Annotated in this window: 14 protein-coding genes; 9 read left to right on the top strand and 5 right to left on the bottom strand. The window is 52.0% G+C overall.

The annotated features are described in order from the left end of the window. Window positions 1–48 precede the first annotated feature (48 nt). Both VB741_RS18345 and VB741_RS18350 read left to right on the top strand, forming a co-directional pair. Entirely contained in the window at window positions 49–3,582 is a 3,534-nt protein-coding gene (locus VB741_RS18345; RefSeq protein ID WP_323366644.1) for an AAA-like domain-containing protein, read from the top strand. A 375-nt stretch (window positions 3,583–3,957) separates the two neighbouring features. Then, window positions 3,958–4,350: a hypothetical protein gene (locus VB741_RS18350; RefSeq protein WP_323366645.1), complete on the top strand. Its 393-nt coding sequence runs from the start codon at window positions 3,958–3,960 to the stop codon at window positions 4,348–4,350. A 15-nt stretch (window positions 4,351–4,365) separates the two neighbouring features. On the opposite strand, the gene VB741_RS18355 is transcribed toward VB741_RS18350, so the two are convergent. After that, window positions 4,366–5,685 (bottom strand): AAA-like domain-containing protein, encoded by a 1,320-nt coding sequence (locus VB741_RS18355; protein ID WP_323366646.1) that lies wholly within the window; start codon window positions 5,683–5,685, stop codon window positions 4,366–4,368. Between the two features lie 285 nt (window positions 5,686–5,970). Between VB741_RS18355 and VB741_RS18360 the strand changes: the two genes are divergently transcribed. The 3 genes from VB741_RS18360 to VB741_RS18370 all read left to right on the top strand — a co-directional run bounded on the left by VB741_RS18360 (window position 5,971) and on the right by VB741_RS18370 (window position 10,125). Continuing rightward, on the top strand, window positions 5,971–7,221 hold the full coding sequence (locus tag VB741_RS18360; RefSeq protein WP_323366647.1) for a PQQ-dependent sugar dehydrogenase: 1,251 nt from the start codon (window positions 5,971–5,973) through the stop codon (window positions 7,219–7,221). A 183-nt stretch (window positions 7,222–7,404) separates the two neighbouring features. After that, on the top strand, window positions 7,405–9,402 hold the full coding sequence (locus tag VB741_RS18365; RefSeq protein ID WP_323366648.1) for an ATP-binding protein: 1,998 nt from the start codon (window positions 7,405–7,407) through the stop codon (window positions 9,400–9,402). Window positions 9,403–9,465: 63 nt separating this feature from the next. Continuing rightward, window positions 9,466–10,125: a response regulator gene (locus VB741_RS18370; protein ID WP_323366649.1), complete on the top strand. Its 660-nt coding sequence runs from the start codon at window positions 9,466–9,468 to the stop codon at window positions 10,123–10,125. Window positions 10,126–10,412: 287 nt separating this feature from the next. Here the strand turns inward: VB741_RS18370 and VB741_RS18375 are convergent, their stop codons facing one another. The 4 genes from VB741_RS18375 to metK all read right to left on the bottom strand — a co-directional run bounded on the left by VB741_RS18375 (window position 10,413) and on the right by metK (window position 17,275). Continuing rightward, window positions 10,413–13,220 carry a protein kinase domain-containing protein gene (locus tag VB741_RS18375; RefSeq protein WP_323366650.1) on the bottom strand — a complete coding sequence of 936 codons (2,808 nt, stop codon included), beginning with the start codon at window positions 13,218–13,220 and terminating at the stop codon, window positions 10,413–10,415. A 29-nt stretch (window positions 13,221–13,249) separates the two neighbouring features. Continuing rightward, window positions 13,250–14,194 (bottom strand): GDP-L-fucose synthase, encoded by a 945-nt coding sequence (fcl, locus tag VB741_RS18380; RefSeq protein ID WP_323366651.1) that lies wholly within the window; start codon window positions 14,192–14,194, stop codon window positions 13,250–13,252. A gap of 478 nt (window positions 14,195–14,672) precedes the next feature. Next, complete coding sequence (ahcY, locus tag VB741_RS18385) at window positions 14,673–16,055, bottom strand: adenosylhomocysteinase (RefSeq protein ID WP_323366652.1); 1,383 nt, start codon at window positions 16,053–16,055, stop codon at window positions 14,673–14,675. 62 nt (window positions 16,056–16,117) lie between these two features. Then, window positions 16,118–17,275, bottom strand: a complete 1,158-nt coding sequence (gene metK, locus VB741_RS18390; RefSeq protein ID WP_323366653.1) for a methionine adenosyltransferase — start codon at window positions 17,273–17,275, stop codon at window positions 16,118–16,120. A gap of 382 nt (window positions 17,276–17,657) precedes the next feature. Between metK and VB741_RS18395 the strand changes: the two genes are divergently transcribed. The 4 genes from VB741_RS18395 (at window position 17,658) to VB741_RS18410 (ending at window position 23,531) form a co-directional block, all read left to right on the top strand. Continuing rightward, window positions 17,658–18,332 carry a hypothetical protein gene (locus VB741_RS18395; protein WP_323366654.1) on the top strand — a complete coding sequence of 225 codons (675 nt, stop codon included), beginning with the start codon at window positions 17,658–17,660 and terminating at the stop codon, window positions 18,330–18,332. A 40-nt stretch (window positions 18,333–18,372) separates the two neighbouring features. Next, entirely contained in the window at window positions 18,373–19,587 is a 1,215-nt protein-coding gene (locus tag VB741_RS18400; RefSeq protein ID WP_323366655.1) for a hypothetical protein, read from the top strand. Between the two features lie 313 nt (window positions 19,588–19,900). Next, window positions 19,901–21,640, top strand: coding sequence for a diflavin flavoprotein (locus VB741_RS18405; protein ID WP_323366656.1), 1,740 nt, complete (start codon window positions 19,901–19,903; stop codon window positions 21,638–21,640). Between the two features lie 256 nt (window positions 21,641–21,896). Then, entirely contained in the window at window positions 21,897–23,531 is a 1,635-nt protein-coding gene (locus VB741_RS18410) for an ArnT family glycosyltransferase (protein WP_323366657.1), read from the top strand. The last annotated feature ends 30 nt before the right edge of the window (window positions 23,532–23,561 follow it).

The following is a 23,561-nucleotide window of genomic DNA, read 5'->3' on the forward strand; positions in this document are numbered from 1 at the left end:
GCTCTCCTTTTCCCCTCTTCCCCCTTTCTCCCCTGCCCCCACCTCTCCATGACAGCAACAATCTCCTCCTACCAAGTCGGCGGCAGTCTCCACGCCCAGGCCCCCACCTACATCAAGCGCCAGGCCGACGATCACCTCTATGAGGGCCTAGGACGGGGAGAATTTTGCTATGTGTTTAATACCCGACAAATTGGCAAATCTAGCCTGCGAGTAAAAACAAAATATCGTCTAGAACAGGATGGCGTCCGTTGTGCAGCCATTGACCTGACCAACCTGGGCAGCGACAATGTGACGATGGAAACCTGGTACATGGGAATTGCGGCGGAGCTATGGCGCAGCTTGCGGCTGGGGGGCGACTTTCAGGAATGGTGGAACCAGGGCAATAGCCTCTCAGACGTCCATCGCCTAGAGCGGTTTATGAAGGATATGGTCCTCCGGCAGCTGAAGGCTGACCGCATTGTTATTTTTATCGATGAAATTGACAGTGTCTTAGCTCTACCCTTTGCCGCCGACGACCTGTTTACCCTGATTCGCTACTGCTATAACCAGCGGGTTGACAATCCAGAATACCGCCGCCTGAGTTTTGCCCTATTTGGGGTGGCCACCCCAACGGACCTTTGCCAAAATCCCAACCGCACCCCCTTCAACATCGGTACTGCCATCGAACTCACTGGCTTTACCCTCGAAGAAGCCATGCCCCTAGGCCGTTGGCTAACGCCCACCGTGAGCAACCCAGTGGAAACCCTGGGCTACATTTTAGATTGGACCAACGGTCAGCCGTTTTTGACCCAGAAGCTATGTCAGCTCGTGATCAGTCGGTTAGCCCCGCGCACAGAGGTCTATATTGAGCAGCCTTGGGTGGATGGTCTGGTGCGATCGCAACTGATCAAAAACTGGGAATCCCAAGATGAACCCCCCCACCTCAGAATTATCCAAGATCGCCTCCTCTCTCGCCCCCGGTTAATCAGTCGGTTACTGGGACGTTACAAAAAACTGTTGTCGGGTCAATCCCTATCCCTAGAAGATAATCATCTACGAGAAGAACTATTACTCTCTGGCTTGGTGGTCAAACAAGCTGGGCAGTTGGAGATTCAAAATCGACTGTACCGAGAGGTATTTAACATTCCCTGGATCGACTACCACCTAGCCCGGCTACGCCCCTATTCCCAAACATTTGAGGCCTGGGTGAATTCCGGCCAAAGGGACCGCTCAAGATTGTTGCGGGGACAGTCTCTGATGGAGGCTCAGGTCTGGGCCAAGGACCAACAACTCAGCGATCTAGACTACCGATTTTTAGCCGATAGTGAAGCAATTGACCGACAAGAAGTGCAGCAGGCCCTGGAGTCTGAGCGCCTAAAAGAACTTGAAGCACGGCTGGAGGCTCAACAGCGCAATGTCACCCTGCAGCGTTTTCTGATCGTGGGCATGGGTATGGCATTCGTCAGCATCACCAGCATTGCCATGCTGGCCTACCGGCAGTCGCGACAAACCATGCTGACCCAGCAAGCCAGCCAAAATAACCAAGCCCTGTCCACCAGCTACTATTCTGATGCCCTGTTTAATCAGGACAATCGTTTGTTATCCCTGGTGGAGGCGGTGCGCGCAGGCAAACAGCTACAGCAGTTGCCGGTACCCCAGCCCAGCGTCAAACAACAGGTGGAACAAACCCTCCATCGCACCCTCCAAAGTATTACCGAAGCCAATCAGCTGCGGGGGCATCAGGCCCCCGTCTACGGCGTGGCCTTTAGTCCTGACGGTCAGCACCTGGCTTCGGCCAGCTGGGACAACACCCTCAAACTTTGGCATGCCAACGGTCAGTTGATTACCACCCTGATTGGACATACCAATGCGGTTTGGGATGTGGCCTTTAGTCCCGACAGTGACTACCTGGTGTCCGTCAGCGCCGATGCCACGGCTAAGATTTGGCCCATTGGCTACGACAATAACATCCCCGTGGTTTTGGCCCCACCCGTCACACTGCGAGGCCACAAGGGACAAGTCAATACGGTCGATATTTCTTTAGATAGCCAAACATTGGTCACGGCTGGGGAGGATGGCCATCTAAAATTTTGGGATAGAACCGGGAAGCTGTTGTTAGATATCAAAGCCCATGAGGCCAGCGTTACCCAAGCCATTATTAGTCCCGATGGGTTAATGTTGGCCACCGCCAGTGAGGACCACACAATTAAACTCTGGGAGGCCACCACTGGCCGATTATTGCAAGAACTCAAAGGGCATCAGGCCCCGGTCTATGGCTTGGCATTTAACCCCAGGGGAGATGTCCTCGCCTCCACCAGTGACGACACAACCGTTAAACTTTGGCAGCTGGCGGACAGCGCAGAAGGCTTCGATAGCCCCACGCCGGAGGACCCTGACAAAACCCCAATGATCACCTTAGAAGGTCATCAGGATCGGGTCTGGAATGTTGAGTTTAGCCCCGATGGTCGCCAGCTGGCCTCCACCAGTTGGGATAACACGATCAAACTATGGACCAATACCGGCATTCCATTGACCACCTTAAAGGGCCACGATGCCGGTACCTGGAGCGTGGACTTTAGTCCTGATGGCAAGGTCTTAGCCTCTAGCAGTGATGATGCCACGGTGCGCCTGTGGCAGTTGGATAAAGTTCCCCAAACCCTGCACGGCTACGAGGGTCCCGTGACCGGCCTGGGACTTAACCAACAAATTGTGGCCGCCGGTAGCTGGGATAAAACCATTCGTCTGTGGAACTGGCAGGGGGTGTTGCAGTCGGTTTTGCGGGGCCACACCGACCGAGTTAGACAGATAGCCTTTAGCCCCGATGGACAAACCCTAGCCTCCGCCAGTGAGGATCAGACCGTTAGGCTTTGGCATCCCGATGGGGACTTGCTGCAAACGTTAAGGGGGCATCAAGATCGAGTTTGGGGAGTGGCCTTTAGCCCGGACGGCCAGGAAATTGCGTCCGCCAGCTGGGACAAAACCATCAAGGTCTGGCGCACCACGGGGGAACTGGTGCGTACCCTGCGAGGACATCGAGACCGAGTGTATGGCATTGCCTACAGTCCCAATGGCCAGTATCTGGTGTCAGCAGGCTGGGACAAAACCATTAAGATTTGGAACCAGCAGGGGGAGATGCTTAAAAGTATCCACGGGCATCGAGAACCCATTTGGGGCCTTGCCGTCAGCCCAGATAGCAAGATGATTGCGTCCGCCAGCGCTGACCACACCGTTAAACTTTGGTCTGATGCGGGGCGGCTGATGGCCACCCTCCAGGGCCATCGGGCACGGGTCCACAGTGTCGCCTTTAGTCCTGACGGCAAGCTACTGGCCTCCAGTAGCTATGATCGGACGGTGCGGATTTGGCAACAGGACGGCACCCCCGTCACCACCCTGTATGGTCACAGTGGCCCCATCTGGGGGGTGGCCTTTAGTCCCGATGGCCAAACCCTAATTTCCAGTGGCCATGACCGTCGAATTATTCTGTGGGACTGGCAGGACAGTCGCAGCTTTGATCAACTGCTAGAAGATGGCTGCCAATGGCTAGATAATTACCTGGAAAATGGGGAAAATCTATCGGATACCGATCGCCAGCTATGTAGTTGAGGTATCTAGGGAGACCGTTAGAACATGCTTTTAAATTACTTTTTTCACCTTACACAATTTCAGTGTTTTCCCTTAAATTGCTTTCATAGCGATTTGCTCCATCAGATTGATTCATCAACTTAATCCATCAGACATCGTTTGACTTATCAGCTAGTTGCACTTAAGGCTGTAGTCAAGTAAAGAAACAATTTAATCCTGTTTTTGTTGAGCAGATGTGCCGGGGGGCGTGTTTGTTCACCAATTGTCGTCTTTACTTTTGGCCGAATCTTGTTTCGAAAGGCTTTATAGCAACGTTCTCAACACTATCTCAACACCACATTTGGTATCGCCATCATTACTACCAAACGATTTGAAGAATCACGGGAGATGAAGTCTATGAAGGCTATTGCACTTATTGGAAGTACCCATCAGTCCCAAACATTACTGGCTGATTTGTTGCATTGGCACGGGTTGTCTGTTTTTCAGGTGGATCCGGGAAATGCGCTCCTGCCCTTGCTCAGCTTTATTTCGCCTGAGTTAATTATTGTTGAGTCCTCCCTGGGGCAAGAGGCTGAGGCCATCTGCGATCGCATCAAGCACAGTTCCGTCCTAGGCCAAGTGCCAGTGATCGCCTGTACCAGCCAAGGTAATATCGACGGCAGCGCCGATGCCTACGTATATTCTCCCTACACGGCCGAAGAGATATTTGCCCATATCCAAGCTCTGCGCCCGCTAGCCTCAGCCCTGTCAGACAGCGTTGTCACCTCAGCCTGGGTGACTGACGCCTAGTCTCAGGTGGGTCTCCTAGTCAGAGCCCAATTTTCCACCAAAATAACGCCTGTACAGATTACAACTGGCCGTTGCCCTATTCCCCACCAGGTTGACCAGACCCATGCTTTCTAACCGATAGGCGGCCATGGGTTCCAATACAGCCGTCGTTTCCTGTTCAATTACTCGATAAAATGCCCGCGCTAGGTTGGGCTCCGCCTCAAAAATAGCTAGGTAGCTGCGCAGGTGATCGCTGTAGATGCCACTTTGCTGAGATGCCTCATCAATCAAGCGCTCTAGGTCCATTTTATGCACGCTCAAATTGTAGAGCGCGAGGTGAATCAAATAAGGATGCCCTTCCACCAAGGTATGGAGTGAGATCAAACCATCATCCCAAGCCACTTGATAGCGCCAGGCCAGCTGCCCGGTTTGATCTAGGGTAAAGGCCGGTAACCGCAGGGGAAGCCCCACATTAAATGGCGACTGATGAATTTGGAGGGGAATATAGGCTTCCGTGGCATAGGCCACCAGTAACCGCAGGTAGCCCCACTCCGCCAGGTTCTTAGCTTCCTCATGCCACACCCGCAACATGGGTAAAAATTCTTGGGCCATGGCCGCATGCTCAAACACCGCTTGTAGATCGTCAACCACCAACAAAAGCGGTTGCTGCAGTGGGTTTAACACGCTGCTTTGCATGTAGTTAGTGCAGCTAACCTTGCTGCCTAAATCAATGTTCCAAACATCATCCAACTGGGCCGTCAGCTTTAGCTGCTGGGCAATATTGGCGCAAAACCACCGTAAAAATTTATCAAAATTGGCCAATACACCACCATCAGCCTGACGAAAGTTGAGGCGGACCACCTTAAAGTTTAGCTTTTGGGCTTGGGCTACCAGACGATTGACCAGGGAGGTTTTACCCCATCGCTCCGGAGCCCGAATTCTGAGCAACGCCCCCGGCTTTAATAATTCACCCATGGCCTGGTTTTCCACCGGGGGTCGTTCAATGTAAAGCGGACTGCCCAGGGGTAAGGGGCTACCGGGAAATGTGGTATCAGACTGCTCCGTACCTGGCCACCAGGGGTCGGGGGAGGTGGGCTGATGGAGCTGATAGGCCTGCTGCCGTAAAACGGCATGGATATTTTTTTTCGTCACCCGCTCCCCCAGGGACTGGGAAATTTTTTGCCAGAGTCGGGAGCCCGTTACCCTTACATAGTCTGAATCGTAGCCCTCACTAGTGGCAATTTGGGCATAGGTAGAACCTTGCCAGCAGCGTCTAAAGACGACCTCTTGGATCGCCGTTAACCGATACGGTGAAAGGAGTTTGTCAACCAGTGTGATGGCATCTTCAGGAGACATGGGGCCAACACCGTCAATCAGAGGTATAGGAAAAGACTAGCAGCGGAGGTATCCCCCATTAACTGTTGTACATAAGCAAGCCACTAATATATCAGGCTGTTTGCTCTCTATTATGTAATCCCTTGGAGGGTTTTCGGCTGACAGGTGGCCAAACCATTACTGAGAAAGGTTTAACAGGGGCATATTATCCATAGGTCTAGCTTATGCATGGGCAAATTTTTACTGCATATTTCTGCCCCATGGGGTTTGCTACATAATGTTGGCATGTCGCCATTGGACAATGCCATGCATCGTTTCAATCCCCTAGGGTTGGCTGCGCTACGGATCGCCCTGAATACCAAGGCCCTAACGATAACCCTGATTACTGCAGCCCTGGGCCTCACGACCCTAAGCACCACGGCCTGCCAACCCCTAGGGTCTAGTTTTTCCGACACATCAGAATCTGACCTGTCTGACGCTGGTACATCAGCCTCTAGAACCTCAGGGGTGGCGTATCAGATCCGTGCGATCGCATCCGGTCTAGACCATCCCTGGGGTATGGACTGGCTGCCCGATGGTAGCCTGCTGATTACCGAGCGCGCTGGACGCCTGGTTCATTGGAAAAATGGTTCCATGATACCCATTGACGGGATTCCCCCCGTACTGGCCCGAGGTCAGGGGGGGCTAATGGATGTGGCAATCCATCCCCAGTTTGCCCAAAATCGCCTAGTTTACTTCACCTATGCCGCCGGTACCCCAAGCGCCAATCGGACCCAAGTGGCGGTCGCCCCCCTCGAAGGCGACCGTCTGGGTGCCTGGGAGGTGATATTTTCCGTATTCCCTGACAAGCCAGGGACCCAGCACTTTGGCTCTCGACTTCTCTGGCTGCCCGACGGCACACTGCTGGTATCCATTGGCGACGGCGGCAACTATCCCCTGGAGTTGGACGGAGCCCTGATCCGCCAACAGGCCCAGAACACCGATAGCTATTTAGGTAAGGTGCTGCGCCTCAATGATGATGGATCAGTGCCCGCTGACAATCCAACCATTGGTAACCAAGGTGTATCAGCCCTTTGGACCTATGGTCATCGCAATATTCAAGGCCTGGCCTATGACGCCATTAACCAACAAATATGGGCCACCGAGCACGGGGCGCGAGGTGGGGACGAGCTCAATCGTCTAGAGGCTGGAGAAAACTATGGCTGGCCCTTGGTGAGCCATAGCCGCGAGTATCATGTCGATCGGCCCGTCAGTCCACGTCAGTCTCAGCCGGGTCTGGTGGATCCGCAAGTCGTTTGGACGCCGTCTATTGCTCCCTCCGGTTTAGTGGTTTATACGGGGGAGACGTTCCCTGCATGGCAAGGAGATATCTTTGCTGGAGCCTTGGTCAATCAAGAAATTCGTCGGATTGAAATCACTTCCACGGGTCAGGCTAATGAAGCTGAGACCATTGCCATCGGCCAGCGGGTGCGGGATGTACGCCAAGGACCAGACGGTAATCTTTATGTGTTAACGGATGAGGACAATGGTCAACTATTAGTCATTACCCCCCGTTAGTCATTGCCCCCAACACCTAAATCGGTGAGCGGCTGAGGTAACTATCCTAATCTCTGAAAGGAGTCACTTCAGTTTGGTCAAATTGAGGAGGCGTGACTCTACAACCAATAGTTAGGGAACCTTGATCTCAGGTTTAATCACACGTTGGCTTGATTGAACTGACTGATACCGTTCTCCATGGGTATGCAACACCTTTTAATCATTGAAGATGACGCAGGCAAACGTGCAGTCAGTCTACAGGCTGACTCCGGTTCCATCGGTCGTGATGCTAGTAATTCCATTGTTTTAAACTCTCAGGAAGTCTCGCGTCAGCACGCAATTTTGTTGCGGGTTACCCGGCCTGGGAAAGACGATTATGAATTTAGAATTATTGACGGAAATTTGCAGGGTAAGCCCAGTACCAATGGGCTATTCATCAACGGTCGACAACGCAGTTCTCACAATTTGCGCCATGGGGATGAGATTGTGTTTGGGGCCAAGGTTAAGGTGCGCTATCAGGTGGTAGCGGAAGATAAAGATGTGCAGTGGCTGTTGTCGGGGAGCGATGAAGCGGCAGAGTACATGGCAACTCTTATTGCCGCTCCCGTAGACGCCTATACCAATCCTGACGTAGATCAATTACATGACGATGCCACGGTGATCCGATTAGCGTCGTTTCCTGAACTCTTTTCCCATCCCATTATTGAGATCTCCCTAGACGGTGAGTTGACTTATCTCAACCCTGCGGCCGTCAACCAGTTTCCCACCCTTCACATGGCTAAACTGAGTCATCCTATTTTAGAGGGAGCCATTGACACCGTAAAAACCCATGAACAACAACAGTTTGTCCGTAATGTTGAAGTAGGTAATCAGATTTTTGAGCAAGCATTCCACTATATTCCCCAGAGCGATCTGATTCGCTGTTATTTGGTGAATATTACGGATCGCAAACGGGCTGAAGCGGAACTCCAGGTCCTCCATGATCAGTTAGAAGCCCAGGTCAAGGAGCGGACTACCCAGGTATTGGCAACAACGGATCGGCTCAAACAAGAACAAAAGGCACTCCAGTCTAGCTATGCCACTAACCGAGCGTTGCTCAATGCGATGCCTGACCCCATGTTTCGCATTACGGGTGAGGGCCAGTTTGTGAATTTCAATGAGCCGAAACACCACACCCTGCCCTTTGTTGTTGCTGATTGTCTGCATCGTTCTTTGACAGAGGTGCTGCCAGAGACGGTAGCAACGGCGATGCAGCAATGCATTGACCAGGTCTTAAGTACTGGCGAAATTGAAATCCTCGAATTCCATCTCAGCGATGACCATGGCCTCATGCATTATTTTGAGGCGCGCATTGTCAGCAGCGACACTCGGGAAGTGATCGTGATTATCCGTGACATCACAAAGCGTAAACAGACTGAGGACGAAATTCGTCATACCCTGGAACGAGAGCGGGAACTAAACGAGATGAAAACCCGATTTGTGGCCATGACCTCCCATGAGTTTCGCACTCCGCTAACCACAATTTTGTCGTCAGCGGAGCTACTAGAACATTATGGTGAACGCTGGGATATCTCGAAACAACATCAGTATCTAAAAAAAGTCCAAACAGCCGCCACCCACATGACTAGGCTGCTGAATGATGTGCTGCTGATCAATAAGTCAGAGGCAGGGCGCATGGAGTTTAATCCCCAACCCCTGGTGCTAAATGAATTTTGCCAGGAAATTATTGAGGAGCTACAGATCACCACGGATAGGCATGAATTGCAGTTGCGATCGCAACTGCAAAATATTCCCCATCCCATTGATGGCAAGCTCATGCGCCATATCCTGACCAATTTGTTAGCCAATGCCATCAACTATTCCCCCAGTGGTGGCTCGGTTTTAATCGATCTAAACACCGTGGGAGAACAGATTGAGATCCGCGTGCAAGACCAAGGCATCGGTATTCCCCCAGAAGCCCATGCCACTTTATTTGACTCATTTGTCCGGGGTAGCAACGTCGGGACTATCTCAGGCACGGGGCTGGGGCTGGCCATTGTCAAAAACTCCGTAGTCCTCCACCAGGGCCAGATTAGCTTTGAAAGTACGGTCGGCCAAGGCACCACATTTACCATCACCCTGCCCCCAGGGGAGAAAAGAGAAAATGAGATCCTACCCCTTGGTAACCCCGAACTGTTGACGGGTACCCTAATACAAGCATAGGGGGTTACATTTACCGACCGACACTAATGTATTTACCACCGCTATATTTAGCACCACAAAAATATGACCAAAATTTTAGTCATTGAAGATGAGATGGAAATCCGCTCAAATCTTTTAGAGCTTTTGGTTCTAGAAGGCTATGACGTCGTCGGAGCTGACAATGGTGTCACGGGTCTATTAGGCGCTATGGAGCACAATCCAGATTTAATTATCTGCGATGTGATGATGCCTGAACTCGATGGCTACGATGTGTTGCAGGCCCTCAGGCAAGAACCTCAGACCCTGACAATTCCCTTTATCTTTCTAACGGCTCTGGCAAATAAGGGAGATATTCGTCGGGGTATGGTGTTGGGGGCCGATGACTATCTGACCAAACCCTTTACCCGTTCAGATGTTCTCTCTGCCGTTGAGACTCGTTTACAAAAAAAAGCCGATGCCCAATCCCGCATTAATCATGCTCAGCTAACCACCCTACAACAGGAAGTTCAACAGTTTCGCGCGGGGCTTAGCAACGACCAGCTTAGTTTAGTGACGGATATGCGACAACATTTAAAGGATGCTGTGATCAAATTGGACATCGTGACCAGCATTCTAAAAACCTTACCCCCTGGAGAAAAGCGTGAACGTAGCATTGCCCTGGTACAAAATGTCTGTGCTGCTGAGATCAAAATGTTGGCCAAGATTCCTAACTTTGAATACTTGCTGGAAACAACATCTACATAACACTAGCAATGTGTTATGTAGCCACAGGGGTAACCTCCACGGCTCAGTTAACCTTAGCTGGTTTATCTTGGGAAAAGTCCCTAATTAAATTTAGACAAGACTACTGAAACGACTACGATTACGATGAGTAATGCTCCCATTAGAAGCAACACGGTGGAGTACATGTGTATTTATTAAGATCTACTTTGTATCAGAATACACTGTTTTTAATTGAAGTCAGGATTTGCTCACAATATACTCACAATAAATGACTCAACCTAGATGATGGGGGATACTTCCCTGAGTCTTTATTTGTTGACAACTTTTTTGGGGCTAAGGGTAGCCATGGGACCATGGTCATTTTCTAGGGAGGCAAAATGTTCCAACAACAATCGATGGATGAACAGATAGCCACCCCCCACTTTCTGTAAAAAAATACGGGTGGTGGCATAGTCTAGAAATTTACTATAGTTCCAGGGAGCAGCGCCGCTACAGGTCAAAATTAGCCGTAATAGGACATGTTTAATCAGGGCCTCGCCACCGCCTGCGGCAAAGCCAAAGGCCAGACCTGTGGCTGCCCAAAATGAGGCTTTGGTATTACCCAGGAGAAAACCCGGCACATACAGGGTGACCATGGCCACTAGGGCAAAGAGGGTGGAGTTGCGGGCCGATTGCCAAATGCCTGCATTGGGCCGACTGGTATTGCCAATATGTTTGCCGCTCAGGCCCCGAATTAAACCAAAGGTGAGCCCCAGGGTGGCTCCAAAGGAAAGGCCAATCAGGCTATGGTTGGCTAAACAGCTGCCATTGAGCAGACAGACTCGATCGCCAAAGATCAGGCCAAACCCCACCTTCAGGCACCAGCCGAGGAGCGGCCCCAGGGAGAGGCCCCACAGCAGATTGTTGCGGGCTTGTTTCCAGGACCAGCGTAGGGTCTCTGCCGGGGTAATGCGGTTGACGCCAAAAATACGGCTGCAAATCACACTGCCTAAAAATACTCCTAACAGTAATCGGTCATGGGCCAGCACCTGGGAGCCCAGCAGGGTTGCGATCGCAAAAAAACAACACCACAGCCCGGCCACATAGGCCCGCCGTTGGTTCGGCAACAGCCGATCCGGCTGGAGGCGTTCAATTAAAAATACGGTCTGGGAGGTGGTCACCAAGTGTTGGGCCAGGGATGTCAGCCAGCCTTTGACTTGGTCTGCGCTGTAGATAGAGTCTTCATCTCCGCCAAGACGGCGATCTAACATCCGCTGAATGTAGGCATCAAACAGCTGTTGTTGGTACTGGGGACGCAGCCCTGTCCCCAGGTCTCCTGGGAAAAGCGGGCCCTGGGGCAAAATCTGCTCTGGCGACACCCCCTGGTAGGTGAGAACCATGATATTTAAAATCAGGGGGGAGCGGGCCAATGCCATCAGGGAGGTGCTGGCATCTTGAATCGCGGCATCCTTCTCCAGTAGAGACTTAAGCCCCGTTAGCCCCTGGTCGGAGCAGTTAAGATAGGCCAAAATTTGCCCATCGGTCAGGGGACGCAGGTACAGAGCGGCCTGAAATTGCAGCCGCTGGGGCAGAGCTTCATAGTCACGAATGCGGCTACAAACCACCATTTCAGGACCATAGTCCCGGTGGAACTGATTCAAGGTGGCAACACAGGCCCCTCGACGGTCTGGAGCCACTTCGTCTAAACCATCGAGCAACAGCAGCAGCTGTTGTTCCTCCACCCAGCGCCGCCCAATGGCCTTCGGGATCTGATATTTACTATTGAGTTCCTTGACTAGCCACTGCTCCATGGGTTCGTGGAGCCAGGATGAAAGGTTAAAGACCACCGGTAGCCGATGGTGCTCCTGGGTGCAGTCCAAAAGCTGGCGCGCCAGACTCAGCAAGGTAGTGGTTTTACCCGCCCCTGGCTCCCCCAGAATGAGTAGGGAGCGGCCTTCCCCGATGGCATTAAAAACATCGCTGGCCTGGGTCCCAGCTGGTAGAGGTTGGGCCCATTGCCCCGGCGTGGCGTAGGTGATCTGCCAGGGGGGGGCAATGGCTTCTGGTCGTTCTTCTAATCCTAGGGTCAGTAGCACTTGGCCATGGAGGGAGCGGTCGAGGACGCCCTCGATCCAAAAACGGCGGACTTTGTTTAAAAGGGCTTGGCGGTTACGGTAGGTTTGCTGGGAATAGAGAGGCGAGGCAGGGGAAAGGGACGTCGGTTGGACGGTCGGGACGATCGGCTGGACGATCGGCTGAACGGTCGGCTGGACGACACCGATGCCTCCCGACCACCCTGGAGCAGCCCCATATCCCTTCGTCGCCCCATCCGCCAATTGTTGAAATACCTGTAGAGCTTCCATGGCGGTGCCATAGCGCTCTCGGTGGTCCAAATGCACCAGCCGGTCAATAAACTGGGCCAGGTGATCAGGCACCGATACCCCCACCCGTTCACAGGAGGCAGGGGTATCAAAATTCATGGGGTGGCGGCCGGAAAGAGCCTGGAGGACCACCATGCCCAATCCGTATAGATCGCTGCCAAAGCAGGGTCGGGATGACTGTTGTTCGGGGGCCATATAGCCCAGGGAGCCGATGGCAACCGTAGGGTTGCCCGCACCCAGGCCCGTACCGGTTGATACCTGGAGGGCCTTGACGGCACCAAAGTCGATCAGCACCAGCTGGCCCCTGGCCCCTGGTTCCCCCTGGCGACGCAAAATATTACTGGGTTTAATATCCCGATGGATCACATTCTGACCATGGACAGTGGCCAGCACCGTCAGCATTTCCCCTAGGCAATGCCTCACCCCATCCAGCGCCATGGGGCCTTGGGCCAATTCATCCGCCAGGGAATGGCCAGCAATATACTCCTGGACCAAATAGAGTTCGCCATTCTCTTCAATGTGGGCCAGCAGTCGGGGGATTTGGGGATGTTCCCCCAAGCGATAGAGGGTTTCTGCCTCTAGGTTAAACAGACGCTTGGCGGTGTCCAGATCGTCGGTATGGATCGGGTTTAGCTGTTTAACCACGCAGATGGGGTGACCGGGCAACTGTTCGTCATGGGCTAAGAAGACTTTGCCAAAGCCGCCCTGGCCCATCAGTTGATCAATCCGATAGCGATGCGCTAGGCGCTGCCCCATGGGTTTGTTTGATCCTGCTTGACGATTACCTACACTCCCCGCAGGGTTTCATAATGTAGCTGGAACCAATTATAGGTTTCGGCGATGCCATCCTTGAGGGAGGTTTGGGCTTGCCAACCCAGGTTAGTCAGCTTAGAGGCATCCATTAATTTACGGGGAGTGCCATCGGGTTTGCTACTGTCAAAGACAATTTCGCCTGCGTAGCCGACAACATCTTTGATAGTTAGGGCTAACTCTTTGATGGACACTTCTTTACTGCTACCGATATTGACAAAGTCGATGCCGTCGTAGTGATCCATCAGAAATAGCAGCCCATCGGCCAGGTCATCCACATAGAGAAATTCGCGCAGGGGGTTGCCGCTGCCCCAAACTTCCACCGTGGGCTGTTGAGCTAGCTTGGCTTCGTGGAACTTGCGCATGAGGGCGGGCAGTACATGGGAGTTGGCGAGGTCAAAATTATCGTTGAGGCCATACAGATTGGTGGGCATGGCGGAGATAAAGTTGACGCCGTACTGACGGCAGTAGTTTTCACAGAGCTTTAGACCGGCAATTTTTGCGATCGCATAGGGCTCATTAGTCGGTTCTAACGCCCCGGTCAGCAAATACTGCTCCTCCATCGGTTGGGGAGCCAGCTTAGGATAAATGCAGGAAGATCCGAGAAATAATAGCTTTTTCACCCCCACCTGATAGGCGCTGTGGATCACATTGGCCTCGATCATCAGGTTGTCGTAGAGGAAGGAGGCGCGATAGGTATTGTTGGCGTGGATGCCACCCACTTTAGCCGCCGCCAGAAACACATAATCAGGTTTGGTCGCGGCAAAAAAAGCTTCCACATCTGCCTGACGACAAAGGTCCAGTTCTTGGCTGCTTTTAAGAATTAGATTCGTGTAGCCCCGGTCTTTGAGGGCACGGACAATGGCGCTGCCAACCAAGCCATTATGGCCAGCAACATAGATCTTGGCGTTAGTTTCCATAATGAGTTTGTATAAGGGGAATGCATAAAGGTATCTAGGATCTAAAGCTATCCTGGGCGGACAAAGTCACGTCGGACCAATCAAGGCAATACAATCCGTTCGCTTTTCTAAACGTTCACCCTGGCTCAGACGAATTCAGCATATTTTATGAGAAGAATTATTTCCCCATAAAATAAAAATCAAAACGTCAGCATAGCTATGGGGGCACGGTCATGATCTGGCCATGATCCGTTAGATTCGAGCATCTGCACCACCGGATCTATCTACAGACAACGTTAATAACCTAGCTAATTTCTTTGAGTTCTGTCACTCCAGTAAAGTTCCTGTAAAGTGCCTGAAGATTATGCCTAAAGCCTACTGTTAGGCTCCACAGCAAAAGCCTAATACAAGTCAGGCCCGCTGAACCTTTCCCAAAATGAGGAGGTTCAGCGGGCCTGAGTTAACGATTGTCTCAGCTCAGAAAACGGCTCAGAGCACCTTAGTACTTGTAGCTATCGGTCTTGAAAGGACCTTCCACGGGCACATTGATGTAGGCAGCCTGGGTCTGGGTGAGCTGGGTAATCACCCCCCCAAAGCCTTCCACCATATAGCGAGCTACTTCTTCATCCAAGCGCTTGGGCAGCACTTCTATGGTGATGGCGTTGGCCTTATCCGTTTCTGGCAGGTCAGCAAACTTGCGCTCATACAAGCACATTTGGGCTAGGACCTGGTTGGCAAATGAACCATCCATAATCCGAGAAGGGTGGCCTGTGGCATTGCCCAGGTTCACCAAACGACCTTCGGATAGCAAAATCAAAAAGTCTTGGGGGTCATCACTGCGATACACCTTGTGTACCTGGGGTTTGACTTCTTCCCACTGCCAGGCTTTACGCATGTAGGCGGTGTCAATTTCGTTGTCAAAGTGGCCAATGTTGCAAACGACGGCACCGGGCTTGAGGGCTGCCAGCATATGGGCATCACAGACATTGACGTTGCCGGTGGTGGTGACGAGCAGATCGGTGGTGGCCAGGAGGTCTTTGTTGATGCTAGCCGCCGTACCGTTGTTAACCCCGTTGAGGTAGGGGGAAACGACTTCAAAACCGTCCATGCAAGCTTGCATGGCACAGATAGGGTCAACCTCAGCGATTTTGACAATCATGCCTTCTTGGCGGAGAGAGGCCGCGGAACCTTTGCCGACGTCGCCATAGCCAATCACCAGGGCTTTTTTACCGGCCATCAGGTGGTCAGTGCCTCGCTTAATGGCGTCATTCAAACTGTGACGGCAGCCGTATTTGTTGTCGTTCTTGGCCTTGGTCACCGAGTCATTGACGTTAATGGCGGGGATTTTGAGTTCGCCTTTTTCCAACATTTCGTAGAGGCGATGCACCCCGGTGGTGGTTTCCTCGGTCACACCGTGGATAGCGGTGAGCATGGCGGGATACTGCTCGTGGATATGACCGGTGAGGTCACCACCGTCGTCCAAAATCATGTTGGCATCCCACAGATTGCCTTCGGGGGTGCGGCAAGTTTGCTCAATGCACCACATGTATTCGTCTTCGGTTTCCCCTTTCCAGGCAAAGACGGGCACACCGGCGGCGGCAATGGCAGCGGCGGCGTGGTCCTGGGTGGAGAAAATATTACAGGACGACCAGCGCACCTCGGCTCCCAGTTCAATTAGGGTTTCGATCAGGACAGCGGTTTGGATGGTCATGTGGATGCAGCCAATGATCTTGGCTCCAGCCAATGGCTTGCTATCACTGTATTTTTTGCGAATGGTCATTAGGGCAGGCATTTCGCCTTCTGCGATCGCAATTTCCTTGCGACCCCAGCTAGCCAAGCTAATGTCCGCAACCTTATAGTCCTTGGTTAATATTGCGCTCATGGATTCCTTAAATTTTCAGTGACAGGCGATATTTAGACTATATAGCCATTTAAAACTAGCCGCTACGATACCGCTGCCTTCAGCTGCTCAGCTTTATCCGTTTTCTCCCAGGTAAAATCGGGTAACTCACGGCCAAAGTGGCCATAGGCAGCCGTCGCTCCGTAAATGGGCCGTCGCAGATTAAGCATATCAATCAATCCCTGGGGGCGGAGGTCAAAATGTTCGCTTACCAGAGCGGCAATTTTATCGTCCGCCAGTTTCCCAGTGCCAAAGGTGTTAATGGAGATGGATGTCGGTTCTGCCACACCGATGGCATAGGAAACCTGAATCTCACAGAGATCGGCTAATCCAGCAGCCACAATATTTTTAGCGACGTAACGCCCCGCATAGGCGGCTGAACGATCCACTTTGGAAGGGTCCTTGCCAGAAAAGGCCCCACCCCCGTGGCGAGCCATCCCCCCATAGGTATCCACAATGATCTTCCGACCCGTTAGGCCACAATCCCCCACCGGACCACCGATGATAAATTGCCCCGTGGGATTAATGTGATACTGCGTCCCAGCATGGAGCCAATCTGGGGGCAGCACGGGCTTAATAATTTCCTCCATCACCGCCTCGCGGATATCCCCGAGGGTAATGTCTGGATCATGCTGGGTGGATAACACCACCGCATCCACCGCAATCGGCTTACCCGCTTCATAGCGTAGGGTGACCTGGCTTTTGGCATCTGGACGCAGCCATTTCAAAGTACCGTCTTTGCGTAACTGGGCCTGGCGCTCCACCAACCGGTGAGAATAGTAAATGGGAGCAGGCATCAGCACATCGGTTTCGTTGGTGGCATAGCCAAACATCAGACCTTGGTCACCGGCCCCCAGGTCCTTATTGGCAGATTCATCAACGCCCATGGCAATATCCGCCGATTGCTTACCAATGGCATTGACCACTGCACAGGAGGCCCCATCAAAGCCCACATCTGAGCTGTTATAACCGATGCCTAAAATGACATCTCGAACGATATCCTCTAGGTCAACATAGGTGCTGGTCCGAACTTCCCCGGCAATGATGGCCATGCCGGTTTTAACCATGGTTTCCACAGCAACCCGGGAATGGGCATCATCCTTTAGTAGGGCATCTAAAATAGCATCAGAAATTTGATCGGCCATTTTATCGGGATGGCCTTCTGATACGGACTCTGAGGTAAATGTGCTGTACAGACTCATGGCAAGGGTTACGCGCAGACTAAGTGGGACAACCTAGGGCGAACAATAGGCTTAATAGATTATCTACAATAATGGATATGAATCCAATTATCTTGAACGAGGTAAGCCTATTCATGATGGTTGAGCCCTTCATCGATGATTGATCGTTGAGTTCTTTAACTTTATTCCTGCTATAAACTCCCACAGCAATTAATCTTATGCTTGCAACATCAAACTGATTGATCGATGGGCTGATATCGTCATGTAGCTGCCATGTAGCTATTGATGGGCCATTGACTATAATCAATCGCCCAAGCTCGAAGTTTTCCCAGGAAAATCAGCACGGGGTGTTGAATCCCTGGGGAATACTATCGGTTCATTCTTGAATCTCTTGAATCCTGACATGACATACCTAAAGCGCCTGTGGCAAATTGCTCCGAGGATTTTGCGATCGCTACTCACCGTGGTCTTGTTGGTTACCGTGGCAGGATTCAGTACAGCAGCCATGGGGGCACAAACTCAGCCCTCGCCAGCGATTCCTGCCGCCGCGTCACCCCATCCATCAGACACCAGGCTGGCGACCCGCACCATACCAACCGTGTATTCAGTTCCTAGCACTTGCTCGGTGCCCATTATTCCAGCCATTGTCACCGCAGAAGAAATTGAACTGCGACAGTACCAGTTAGATTTTGCCAAATTCATTGAACAGGAAGCCGAGCTAGACCATAAGGTTAACCTCACTTCCCAGCGGGATCTATTATCTATCGAACGATTTCGACTCGATTGTGAAATCATGCTGCGGCGGGCACAGCAGATCTTGGCAAAGCAGAACGCGGAAGGTGCGGAAAATAGAGTAGACCCCCCATTCGACATCACAATCACCGCCGAAGAAGTGGAACTACGGAAACGTCAATTTGAACTTGCTAAACAAATTGACAACGATGAAATTATTGCCCAAGAGGCCGGGGTGGCCAGCCTTAATCAACTATGGAGCGCTCGACGCAACCGCATAGATGCCGATATCCTACTGACCCAGGCCGCCGTTCAGCGGAGCATGCAGAATGGAATTCGGAGATAGACAACGGATTACAGAATAGGGGCCTAACTGTATAGCACCCATGAAGCGACACATTGTGATGCAAGGGCGAATTCCCCAGCAATCCATGCCGGACTTTGCCATTGTCCTCGCCCCTGTTCTGCTGGTAAAGCGGGCCATCATGGCGTTGCGGTCAGTCCTACAACAGTTAGTATGGGACGAACTGATCTACGGTGAAACCGTTGACAATAATGTCTTTCAAGCCGTTCTCTTTGTCGCCTTTTGTGGCTTTTGTCTGCTCAGTTATTTTGCCCATCAGCTTGCCATTTCCTGGATTTTAGTCGGGGCAGCCCTGTGTGGGGTGGAACGTTGGCTAGCCAGGTATCAGTACTATCGAGGTCAGGGAGCCCTTCTAACCCTGGAAAGGTTAGGCCAAGACTATCGATTGCGACTGGCATACCCCAATGGTAAGAGCGATAGCAAACAGTTTGCCGCTACTCAGGTGGAGGGCATCGAAATTTGTCGCAGGCAGGTCTATGTGGGTCTATCGGGAGAACCCATTGCCCTAGTCTGGCATATTGACCTGCGACTAGCTGACCAGAGTTATTTACCCATGGCAACAGAATCCACCCTGAAAGTTACCCTGACCAAAGCAAAGGTGCTTTCCCAAGAGTTCCAACTGCCGCTGACCTTTACCCATAGTGAACCCCTGGCAGAGCGTCACCCAGCGGACCATCACTCCCTGGCCCCGTCGGTGACCTGTCGCTTCACGGATAGGGGCTGGCAAATGGTGACGGGGTGGACCATATCCGACGGCTGGCGACTGATGGGTCGGGTATTTAATCGGGCTGGATTGTTGTTGTTTACTATTTTATTTGTCCAGTTTGCAGCTCAGTTTGGTGATTTCTTAGTGAGATTTTGGACAAATTGGCAAGACTATGGCGTGATTGTGCTGGATATCTCACCGCTGTTGCAAGTGTTTCAAAGTCTAAATCGTTGGGATTGGTTAGGGCTGACCATAGCCATGGCCATGATGGTGGGGGAAGGGGCAAGGCTAAGTGGGGTGAAGCGGTTGGCCTTTAATGGGACCACCCTGCAATTTAAAGCACCTCGTCAACCCCCAGCAGAACTTTCAGAGGGTGTCGCTGGGGTTGTTTTTTTACCCCAGCCCATACCCCTGTTAGCGATTTGGGATGACAACAACCAGGTGATTGAGATTACGGATCTGCCCCGGCTAAATGATCATCGTGAGATGGGGTTGCAGGTGATTCAAACGTTGCAAAATAGCGACGACTAGAGGAAAACTATACCCTAGCGGTACTCCCATGATTAGAAATCAGTTCCCCAATGATTAAATTTTCCTCTGGGACCTCACCAGTCAGATCCGATTAGGTCCAAACAAAACCTCAATCTTCTTCAAGAGAGGAGTAATCAGGATTAAGTGCATCACCCCTTCAATTGCACATCATGGTGGTGATATTGCGTTTTCTTATGGGTGACCTTAGAAAAATGAGCTGCAAAAATTAATGTTTTGATACACAATAAAGACTAAAGCAACATGCGTGTTGTTAAAGTCGCATACGTTATTAGGACACCTTATCGAGGCCCCCATGGTTGTAGCTGCTCCAAACCTTGCTAACTCAGCTGAAAAGCGCCTCACCCTGACTACGGGTGACCTGGCGAAAAATACTACGGTGATTCGTTCCTTGGACTGGGACCGGGACCGGTTTGACATTGAGTTTGGTTTGCAGAATGGCACTACCTACAATTCCTTCCTGGTGCGTGGGGAAAAGACGGCGCTGATCGACACATCCCACGCCAAGTTTCAGCAGCTCTATATGGATGCGTTGACGGGGCTGATTGACCCGAAAGAAATCGACTATATCGTTATTAGCCACACTGAGCCGGACCACAGTGGCCTTGTTAAGGATGTGCTGGATCTGGCACCTCAGGCAGTGGTGGTAGGGGCTAAGGTAGCGGTTAAGTTCCTGGAAGATCTAGTGCATCAGCCCTTTGCATCCATGCTGGTGAAAAACGGTGACACCCTGGACCTGGGGGGTGGTCATGTGCTGGAGTTTATCAGTGCCCCCAACCTCCATTGGCCTGACACAATTTTTACCTACGACCAAAAGACTGGCATTCTCTATACCTGCGATGCCTTTGGTGCCCACTATTGCACCGATGATGTTTTTGATGCAGATCTGGATGCGCTATCGCCTGATTTTCGGTTTTACTATGAGTGTTTGATGGCACCCAATGCCCGCTCAGTAATCGCGGCCATGAAGCGTATGGAAAGCCTGGGGAAGATTAGCACAATTGCAACGGGCCACGGTCCGTTGCTGCGTCACAATCTAGAGGAACTGACAGGGCGCTACCGTCTCTGGAGTAACGAGAAGAGTAAGGCCGAGAACCTGGTGGCGATTTTCTATGTGTCGGACTATGGATATTGCGATCGCATCTCCCAAGCCCTAGCCAAGGGCATCACCAAAACCGGTGTCGCCGTCGAAATGATGGACATGCGCCTGGCTGACCCCCACGATGTGAACGAACTGGTGGGTCGGGCCAAAGGTCTTTTGCTGGGTATGCCCCCATCTTCTGGACCAGGGGCAGAGGAAGTGCAAACTGCCCTCAGCTCAATTTTGGCCGCCGTTAATAATAAGCAAACCTTTGGCTTGTTTGAATCCTACGGTGGTGACGACGAACCCATAGATACCCTGCAAAGTAAACTGCAGGATCTAGACCTCAAGGTGGCCTTTGAACCCCTGCGGGTCAAAGATACCCCATCAGAAGGTCTGTATCAGCTCTGTGATGAAACCGGCACTGACCTGGGCCAAGACCTAGCCAAGGTGCAGAAAATACAAAAGATTAAGTCCCTGGATGCTGACTTACAAAAGGCCCTAGGCCGAATTAGCAGTGGTTTGTACATTATCACCGCCGCCAAAGGCGAAGTCACCAGTGCAATGTTAGCCTCCTGGATTTCCCAAGCTAGCTTCAAACCCCTGGGCTTTACCATCGCCGTCGCGAAGGACCGGGCCATTGAGTCCCTAATGCAGGTAGGCGATACCTTTGTGCTGAATATCCTGGAAGAAGGAAACTATTCACCACTCATGAAACACTTCCTGAAACGGTTTCCCCCCGGTGCCGATCGCTTTGCCGGTGTGCGCACCCGGCCTGCCAACAACAAGTCACCGATCCTAGCCGATGCCCTGGCCTATCTGGAATGTAAGGTGGCTACGAGAATGGAACTGAGCGATCACTGGTTGGTATACTCCACCGTCGAAGATGGGAAAGTCTCGAAGGAAGAAGCAATGACAGCTGTTCACCATCGCAAGATTGGAAACTTCTATTAAAGGCTTATTAAAGCCTTGTAAATAATTAGTCCTTGGCAGGGAGCCAACCGGGTAGATGGTCAATGACCATCTACCCGGTTGTTCTGTGGGCCTGGGTGCACCTGTGTTTCCTCGGTTACCGATCAATTGGGGTATGGCTCCCCTGAGGCAGAGGTAAACTTTGAATAATCACCCGGCTACATCGGCTGAATAGCGGTTTTAAGGTTTTCGATAGCATGCTGTAATATTTGGTCTCTGCCCTGCTCTGATTTTGCCGATGACCCAGCCTGTAAGGCTCGACCGATTTGTCTACCTGCTAGTCGCCGTAGTGCTCATTGTGCTGCTATTTAACCTGCACCTGTGGGTGATCACCACGGGCACTGAGGGTGAGATTGCAGACATTAGTCGCGATATGTTGGCACGGCAAAATTTTTTGCATCCCCGTCTGCTGGGGGTGGATGACTTTCGCCACTTGCCCATCCCCCTATGGTTAACCAGTGTGGGCATGAGGCTGTGGGGGGTGAATGCCTTTGGCGCTCGATTTTTCATCCCGTTGAGCATTGGGGTCCAGATAATTTTTACCTATCGCATTGCCATGCGACTGTTTGGCTTACCTCAGATCGGGTTGCTGGCTGGGCTGGTGTACCTCTCCTGTCCATTGGTATTGGCCTGCAGTCGCTACCTATCAGCGGATATCTTTTTGGCCAGCTTTGAGTTAGCCGCCATCTACTGCATGTTGCTCTACCACCTAGAAAAACGACCGGTGGCCCTCTATGGGCTGGCGAGCATGCTGGCGGGGGCCATCCTCTGTGGGGGCCTGCGGGGGCTGCTGCTACCCCTGAGCGTAGGGGCCTATGTGCTCATCTTTGGTCCGCGTAACTATTGGGTGCACTGGCGACATGGGCTGGCGGCATTGGCCCTGATGCTGTCCCTGGTCAGCTTTTGGTTTATCCACGCCAATACCCACCTGGATGATTTTTGGGTCTATACCCGCCAGATCTTTTGGCGAGATACCTTTCTCAACACCCCGATGCATCCCCGCTGGCAGTATGGACTGGCCTTTGTCTTGGGCAGCTTACCCTGGTGGGTGGTGGTGGTACCCAACCTGACCGCCGCTCCCCTATGGCAAAATCCCACGGTGGTGCAGGTGACCATGTTTTGGTTGGCCATCCCCTTAGGGATTTATACTCTGACGGGCAGTACATCCTTTGCTGGACTGCTACCGATTTTGGCAGGGTTTTCCATTTTGGTCAGCTATTTAATCCACCTGCTATCCAAGCCACAAATTTGGCAGTACAGTCGCTGGTTTGCCCAAATCTATGGCACGGTTGGGGTCTTAGCTCTAGCCGTGCCCATGGGCTATCAAATTTTGGGCCAACCCATGGAGATCAATTGGCCCATGGCCGTTCCAGCTATTGCCGTGTTGGTGATCGTGGTTCTGCTATACCGCTCCATTCGAGCAGGGCTAAGGTTTCGCCTGGTGACTATGGTCCTAGCTCCGTCTCTGATGTTGCTGCTGTACAGCGGCTACTATGTGCAGACCAATGGTCCATGGAAAGAGAGTACGGATATTGTCTCTAAGTTGATTCAACAGAGGCGGCTAGAAAGCTTGCCCGTTATGGTATACAACGAAACCTTGCCATCCCTTGCGTTTGATCTCAACAAAGACACGATTACCATCAATGATGGTGCAGTCCATGAGACTTTTTTCCAAACCGCCCAGGATGGGGAGGAGAATCGCTGGATTCGGCTCAGCAGTCCCAGTGCCAACCGCTATTTACGACGGCTAATGACCGCCCCCTCGGTGCTGGTGATTTCCGGTGACCTGCCCGACCGCTGGAATTGGATAAAAATCAACTATCCCAACATGGAATGGGCTGGTCGCTGGCAGGTGTTATACAGACCCCAGTAGGGCCTACAGTGGCCTGGTCTGCCCTAGGGA

It is taken from the genome of Leptothoe sp. PORK10 BA2, assembly GCF_034932105.1.
Lineage (GTDB): Bacteria > Cyanobacteriota > Cyanobacteriia > Phormidesmidales > Phormidesmidaceae > Leptothoe.